At 70.7% G+C, this 6,952-nt stretch carries 4 protein-coding genes; all 4 read right to left on the minus strand.

The features are described 5' to 3' along the window. Positions 1 to 937 precede the first annotated feature (937 nt). Complete coding sequence (locus tag AB1634_18155; protein MEW6221437.1) at positions 938 to 1,888, minus strand: alpha/beta hydrolase; 951 nt, start codon at positions 1,886 to 1,888, stop codon at positions 938 to 940. A gap of 197 nt (positions 1,889 to 2,085) precedes the next feature. Continuing rightward, positions 2,086 to 3,021, minus strand: a complete 936-nt coding sequence (locus AB1634_18160) for a hypothetical protein (GenBank protein ID MEW6221438.1) — start codon at positions 3,019 to 3,021, stop codon at positions 2,086 to 2,088. Continuing rightward, positions 3,008 to 4,072 (minus strand): KamA family radical SAM protein, encoded by a 1,065-nt coding sequence (locus AB1634_18165; protein MEW6221439.1) that lies wholly within the window; start codon positions 4,070 to 4,072, stop codon positions 3,008 to 3,010. Before AB1634_18165 ends, AB1634_18160 begins: the two co-directional genes overlap by 14 nt. A 92-nt stretch (positions 4,073 to 4,164) precedes the next feature. Next, complete coding sequence (locus AB1634_18170) at positions 4,165 to 6,888, minus strand: ATP-binding protein (protein MEW6221440.1); 2,724 nt, start codon at positions 6,886 to 6,888, stop codon at positions 4,165 to 4,167. Positions 6,889 to 6,952 lie beyond the last annotated feature (64 nt).

The raw sequence follows: 6,952 nt of genomic DNA on the forward strand, positions 1-6,952 counted from the left end.
ACATCCAGCGCCTGCAAAGCCCTCTCGACCGTCTCTGATGGCGAAACCCCGCACCCGGATCTTGCCCCCCGCGGAGAAGGCATCCGGTACCCTTCTTCCTGGGCCCCGCTCGGCGAGCGGCCACGGGGGGCCGCCCCTACGACCTTCCCGCCGGAGGTGGCCAGCGGGGAGGCCGTCCCTACGCCCCTTCCGCCGGGGGGTGGCCACCGGGGGCGGCCTTCGTGCCGTTCTCCGCAGCGCCTCCCCTTCGCAATCGGGAGACGCACCGCCGGCGGCCGAGCACCCGCCAGATGGTTCTTACCCTTCCGGGACATTGCTGGTCAAGGGAAATGCTCCCCCGCCAAAGGGCTGTTTGTTTGCGCCGGGATCGCCTGGCGGCCGGCGGTGATGGCGGGATGTCCAGGCCCTCGGCCGCTGGGGCGCCCCACGCCCTACCCCCGCATGCCGGCCGCTTCACCCCGCCGATCCCCTGGCCTCCCCAGAGGTCATACAGGAGGTGATCGGAGCACCAGTTTGTCGTCATTGACGGTCTTGGCCACTTCTCGTGCGGGCGGCGCAGGAGGGTGGACAGCGACCGGTGATATGGCAGGCCAGACAGAGGGCGCGAGCAGCAGGCAGGCGCGGGCCAAGGCCCGGCAGCTTGCCGGCCGGCGGTTCGCGGACCGGGCAGTGCCACCGGGTCTGGGGCGGCGGGAGCCGGAGGGGATGCGGAGCGCCTGGCCAGGAGGCGAGCCGGGGGCTGGCGAGTAGACTGGCCAGGAGCAGCGGCCGCCCGGGCGAACGGGGGGTGGCCGCGGGGAACGGCGGCAGGAGGTCTTGGCCGGCGCGGAGCGGCGGGGCACCATGGCCCTGGGGCGGCCAGATCAAGGATCGGCGACCGGACGGAAGCGGCTGCCACCGGCCGGGGGCCAGGGGCCGCCCTCCGGAGCGGCCCTCTTCACTGCCCGCCATCCCCGGGCGCCGGCCTGGCCAGGAGATCCTTGACCGCCTGCGCCAGGGCGGCATTGAGCTCGTCGGGTCGGGTCAGCATGAGGAAGTGATCGGCCCCCTTCAAGACCACGGCCTCGAAGGAGGCCATGTGCCGCCGGTTGGCCTCGTCAGCAATGGGCCACAGGTCGCCGTTGACGGCGATCACCGGCAGGGGCACCGCCTCGAACAGCCGGGCCGCGTCGCCGGTGACGTACAGGGACATCATCTCGTTCAGGGCACTGATGGCGACCGCCGGCGGTGCCGCTGCCATGTCCGCCAGGATCCAGTCGCGCAGCGCCGGCTCGGTGCCGGCGCCAATCATGCCCTGGACGAACTGGCGGCAGCCGGCCGGGAAGTCCTGGCGCAAGGGAGCGGCCATCTGCTCCAGCTCCTCCCGGGTCAGGGGATGCTCGATGTTGTGCAGGGTGTCGACGCCGATCAGCCCCTGCACGCGCCCCGGCAGAAGGCGGGCCGCCTCCGCAATGACCACCCCGCCCATGGAATGGCCGATGAGAATGACCTTGCCACTGGCCGCCGCCTCGGTGACCGCCTGCACGTCCTCACCGAAGGCCTGCATGGTGTACCGGGATCTGGCCGCGCCGGAATGCCCGTGTCCGGCGAGGTCGAGGGTGACAACCCGGTAGGTGGCCGACAAGGCCTCCACCTGGGCGCGCCAGTAGCGGGCGTCACAGCTCCAGCCGTGCACCAGCACCAGGGTCGTCTCGCCGGGCCCCCGCACCTCGTAGGAGATCGGGGTGCCGTCCTTCGAGGCCACGACCTGGGGCCACGCCGCCTGGGCGGCTGCCGCCCCCAGGACCAGCCACAGCGCCAGGAGCGTACCGGCGAGGCGACGACCGCAACCGGCCGTGATCGCGCCGCCCCTCTTCCTCCCGTGAGCCCGCCTTCCTGATGCCATCATCGTCAACCTCCCCCTTGGCGTTGCCCGCCAGCCACCCCCTCCATCCACCCGAGCCACCATTCCCCGACCTCCCTCCTTGGCAACGCCGCGCCTTCGTCGTTCAGGGCGTGCCACGTCCATAGAAACGGACCGGAGCGCCTTCGCCGTGCCCCCGGTGTCGCGGGCAGCCGGGGCGCACGGCCAGCAGCCAGCGCGGCCTACACGGCGCCAAGGATCCACCCTTCCTGCTCGACGCAGACCCGCGCCTGGCTCTGGTCCAGGCCAGCGGGCCAGACGAAGTACTGGCCGAGGGTTCCGGTGCCATCACATGCGGCAGCCCATGCGCACAGGGCGCGGACCTGGGCGCGGTCCCGAATCAGCGCGGGGTTGGCGCGCATCAGCCCCTGAGTCTGTTCCTTGACCACCCCGGGCCAGATTTCCGCATGCAGAATGGATGGCCCCTGGCTCGGCGACGGGGTCGGACTGAAGCCGGTCTCGAATGGCCAAACGCGGCTCACCGGGGCCAGATCAGGGTTGCGCCGGAGCCGGTAGAGGTGATGGATGCCAACCAGGGCTTGGCTACCCACACTGCCGGCGCCGAACAGCTTCCAGGCCTCTTGCGTGCCCGGCAAGCGGGCTTCGACGAGGCGGAGTCTCGGCAGCTCGACACCGCTGGCGCACCGGCTGGGGAAACCGGGGGAACGGGCTTCCAGGTTCGGGACCGAAGTGCCCACCGGACAGCCCCAGAACGGGCCCGGTTGTCCGCGGCGGAGGATCGTATTCAGGGCACCGGCGGCGGCGAAGCGGTTGTTTCGGTTGTCCGCGGCGTCCTGGACCCGAGCCGCCAGCTCCGCCCACACCGTCCACCATGCCAGGGGACCGGCCGGCAGGGCGAGGCCAGCGGCAAGCCCGGCCGGGTAGCCGTAGGGGAAATCGAACCCGACCAGAACCCGGCGCCCTTCCCGGACGTGGCCGTGGAGGAGTCCTGCCACATGCCTGACGCCGGCCTCCCGTGTCCGGTGGTACGTCTCCTGCTGGGAGCGCAAGGCGGGGACGAGCTCGCCCACCCAGACCGCGTCCCGGGCAGGCTGTTGGGGTCGGGCGCCATTCGCGGCGCTCCAATCGACGAAGAGGTAGGCGTCAAAGAGGGCCATGCACGCGATTCCGCCTGAGCGTTCGTCCCCTCTCAGAAGTAGTACCAGATGGTGTTGTAGTCGGTGACGTCCTCGCCGGCGGCGGCCAGGCGCTGCAGGTAGTCCAGGATCGGCACGTCGAAGGCGAGACAGGTCTGGACGGTGCGAGTGATGCCCTTCTCCCAGGGGTAGAGCTCGTAGCCCGGGAGCCGTCGGGCAGCACGCCGATGAGATCCCGGTGCTCCCGGCTCTTGAGGTAGTTTTTGCCCAGAAAGGGCACGTTGTAGACCGCCTCGTCGGTGCGCTCCAGACCGGGCTGCAGTCGAGCCTCCTCCTGCTGTTCCTGGAGCAGGCGGGCGATGGGCACCCGGTACTCGGCCGTCTCCTCCTTGCCCTTGGTGTTGAAGGTGTAGTACGGATCGATGCCCACCAGGTGGAGGAGGCGCCGCAGGGCCGCGGCCTCGAAGCGCCGGGAGCTGTAGAAGGTGTAGACCAGCTGGTTGTAGACCGGGATGCCCCGTTGCCGCAACGCCTCCACGGCTGCGACCACCTCCGGGGTGATCTCGTACGGGTGCTGGGCGTGGGTGATGACCGCCACCTGCCGCCGGCCCGGTTGCCGGAAGGCGGCCAAGCCGTCGGCCAAGGCCGGGGTGATCCGCATGGGCATGGTGAGGATGGTGCGGGTGCCGATGCGGATCCGCTCCACGGTCGGGATGGCGGCCAGCATCTCCAGAATGGCGAGGATGCGGCTGTCGCCCATGGCCAGGGGATCGCCACCGGTGACCAGCACCTCGCGGATGGCGGGGTGCTCCCGGATCCAATCCACTGCCGCCTCAATGGCCGGCATGCCGGCAAAGGCGCCCTGGGCCATGGCATCCTCGATCTCCCAGTTGCGCTGGCAGTAGACGCAGATCTGGGGACAGGTGTTGAAGGGCTTGAGGATGCAGATCTCCGGATAGCGTCGGGTGACGAGATCCACCGGCGAGGTGTCCTCCTCGCGCATGTGGCCCAGATCCCACAGGGCCTGGGTGACGCTGAAGCCGGTGCGGGCGTCCGAACGGGCCTTGAGCATGTTGCGTCTGGTGAGCGAGGGCTGGCCTCCCCGTGCCGGCCCGACCGGAGACCGGGCACTGGGCCTGGTGCGACGCCTTTCCGGAGAAGGCCTCAGACGGCCTGCTCGCTGGGCAGATCGACGATGACCGTGGTGTGGTCGTTGGGGATGCTCTCGATGCGCAGGTCGCCCTGGTGCTGGCGGACCAGGCTCTGGCTCACCGCCAGGCCCAGGCCGGTGCCTTCCGAGGCCGGCTTGGTGGAGAAATCGGGATCGAAGATGTGATGGATGATGCTGGGATCGACCCCGACCCCCCAGTCGGTGAAGGAGACGCGCAGCTGCCGGCGGCCGTCCCGGGTCAGGCTGCGGCCGGTGATCTCCAGCCGCTTGTTGTCGTGCTGGCCGTGGTAGCGGAGATTGAGGGCATGGCGGGCGTTGTTGAGCAGGTTGAGAAACACGTGCTGCAGGTGGCCGACATTGACCCGCACCGATGGCAGCTCATGGTCGAAATCGGTGCGCACCTGGATGCCATCGCTCCGGAGCTGGTTGCGGACCAGGGACAGGGAGTCCTCGATCACCCGGTCGATGCGCACGGACTCCAGCCGGCTGACCCGGCTGCCGTTCATGGCCAAGAGCTGCCCCGCCACCTGGGCGATGCGCTCGCCCTGGTTGATGATGCCGCTGCACAGCTCGGCCTGGTCCGGCTCGGCGCCGGAGTGCGCCGCCAGACTGTCCGCCACCAGCTGCGCCTGGTTGATGAGGCCGTTGGACAGGTTGCTGATCTCATGGGCAATGCCCACCGCCACCTCGCCGATGGCGGCCAGCTGGGAGGCCTTCTGCAGATCCAGCTGCCGCCGCCGCTCGGCGGTGACGTCCTTCAGGGCCAGCACACAGGCTGATTGGCCATCACCCAGCGCCGCCAAGGGGGTGAGCACCAGGAGGTGCTCCCGGTCGCTGCCCGGGCGATGGAGGGGCAGCTGCGCCGGACGCGCCTGCTGCAGGTGGCCGGCGACCAGGGTCTCCTCGGCGGCCAGCCCCAGGGCCTGCCACCAGGGCTTCGCCCGCAGGTCCTCCGCAGGCCGCTCCACGGCTGCGGCTGCGGCACTGTTGGCCACCAGCACCGCCCCTTCCTGATCCGCCACCAGCACCGGCTCGGGCAGGCCATCCAGGAGGGCGGCGGCCTGGGCCAGCCAGGCCCGCTGCTGCTGGGCCAGCTGCCGACCCGGGGTGAGATCGCGGCCCAGCCAGAGGCCGTGCACCATGGCCGCGGGGTCCGCGGTCAGACGGACAAAGACGCCGGCCAGCCAGCGCTCGGCACCATCCTTGGCCCGCACCGTGCAGGTCATCGGCGGCCCGGCCGCAGCCCGGCCGGGTATCGCCGCCTGCCACGCCGCCTCGGCGATCTGCCCGGCCTGGGTGCCAGAGAGCATCACCGGCCAGCGCCGGCCCAGAAGATCGGCCGGGGTCCAGCCTCCGGCCTCGCACAGGGCGGGATTGGCGGCCACGATCCCCCCTTCCCGGTTCAGCTGCACAACCAGGGTGCCGCCCGCTGCCTCCATCTGCTGGCGCAGCCACTGGGACGTGGTGTGCTCCGCATGCAGCTGCAGGACCATAAGCCCACCGGCGATGATGGCTGCTGACCGCTGGGCCGCCTCGACAGCCGCGGCCTCCGGCGGGTCACCGATCCGGTAGAGGGAAAGAGCCCCGAAAAGCCGGTCCTGGGCGAGCAGCGGCACCGCAAGCCAATGCACCGGGCCGGCGGCCAGGGGGGTGTGCTTCCAGGCGCCTTTCGGCACCTCGGCCAGGATGTCGGTGCGCACCACGGGCTGGCGGCCGGCCACGGCCACCGCCGCGGCATCGAAGGCCTCCCCCCGCTCCCGCGCCAGGTCCAGAAGCAGCTCCATGGAAAGCTGGCAGCCCTCCCGGGTCATGGTGCCGGAGGCATCCGCGGCCAGCAGCCGCAGGCCGCTGCCGTCACCGGCGGCCAGACCGATCCAGGCCAGCTGGTAGTCCCCTTCGGCGGTGAGGGCCCGGACCACGGCGAGACCCAGCTCCTGCGGCGTGGCGGCCCGGCTGACGGCCTGCAGGAGCCGATCCTGGAGGACCAGCTGCCGCGCCAGGGCCTGTTGATCGGCCGCCACCCGCTCCTGGTCGTCCAGAAGGTCCTGCAGGACACCGGCGATCTCACCGGCTACCCCGCCGGGCTGCGACAGCGGGCCGGCCGCCGGCCCTTGCCGCCGGATCGCATCCGCCTGTCGGGCCAGCTCGAAGACCGGCACGGCCAGCCGGCGATGGCCCAGGAGCACGATGTTGATGATGACGAACACCGCCAGGGCCAGCACGCCAATCACCACGGTCTGGAAGGCCACCAGCCGCCCCTTGACATGGTTGACAATCAGGCGGTCGAAAAGCACCAGCCGGTCGCCCAGCAGGCGGATCTCGTGGTTGAGCTGCCGCAGCCGGGCCGGGTCTGCCGGGCCGCTGGCCAGGCCGCGCATGAGCAGGATGATGCCGGCCAGGTCCACTTGGTTGACGAAGGTGAGCTTCAGCTCATCCGGAATGACCGGATCCTCCAGGATGCGGCTCAGATTGACGTTGAAGTCCTCGACCTCAGAGGTGATGGCACCCAGCTGGGGGAAACGGTTCTCCAGCAGGGACTCGGTGACGTGCTCCCGGATGGTGACGAACTGGAACAAGAGCTTCTCGTTGTGCTCGATGATCCGGCTGTAACGGCTGTGCATCTGATAGTGCCGGCTGCCCAGGCTGATGACGATGCCGAGCACGGCCAGAATCAGGAGGACGATGGCGTAGAGGGCCTTGCGGTAGGGCGGGAGCATGGTGCCTGCCTCGGGTGTCCCGCGGCGGGGGGGGGGGGGGGGGGGGGGGGGGGCGCCCCCCCCC

Source organism: Thermodesulfobacteriota bacterium (assembly GCA_040755095.1).
Lineage (GTDB): Bacteria > Desulfobacterota > Desulfobulbia > Desulfobulbales > JBFMBH01 > JBFMBH01.

Coding starts and splice junctions, on each gene's coding strand:
- AB1634_18155 (MEW6221437.1), bottom strand. CDS start 1,888: ATGATGGCATCAGGAAGGCGGGCTCACGGGAGGAAGAGGGGCGGCGCG.
- AB1634_18160 (MEW6221438.1), bottom strand. CDS start 3,021: ATGGCCCTCTTTGACGCCTACCTCTTCGTCGATTGGAGCGCCGCGAAT.
- AB1634_18165 (MEW6221439.1), bottom strand. CDS start 4,072: ATGCTCAAGGCCCGTTCGGACGCCCGCACCGGCTTCAGCGTCACCCAG.
- AB1634_18170 (MEW6221440.1), bottom strand. CDS start 6,888: ATGCTCCCGCCCTACCGCAAGGCCCTCTACGCCATCGTCCTCCTGATT.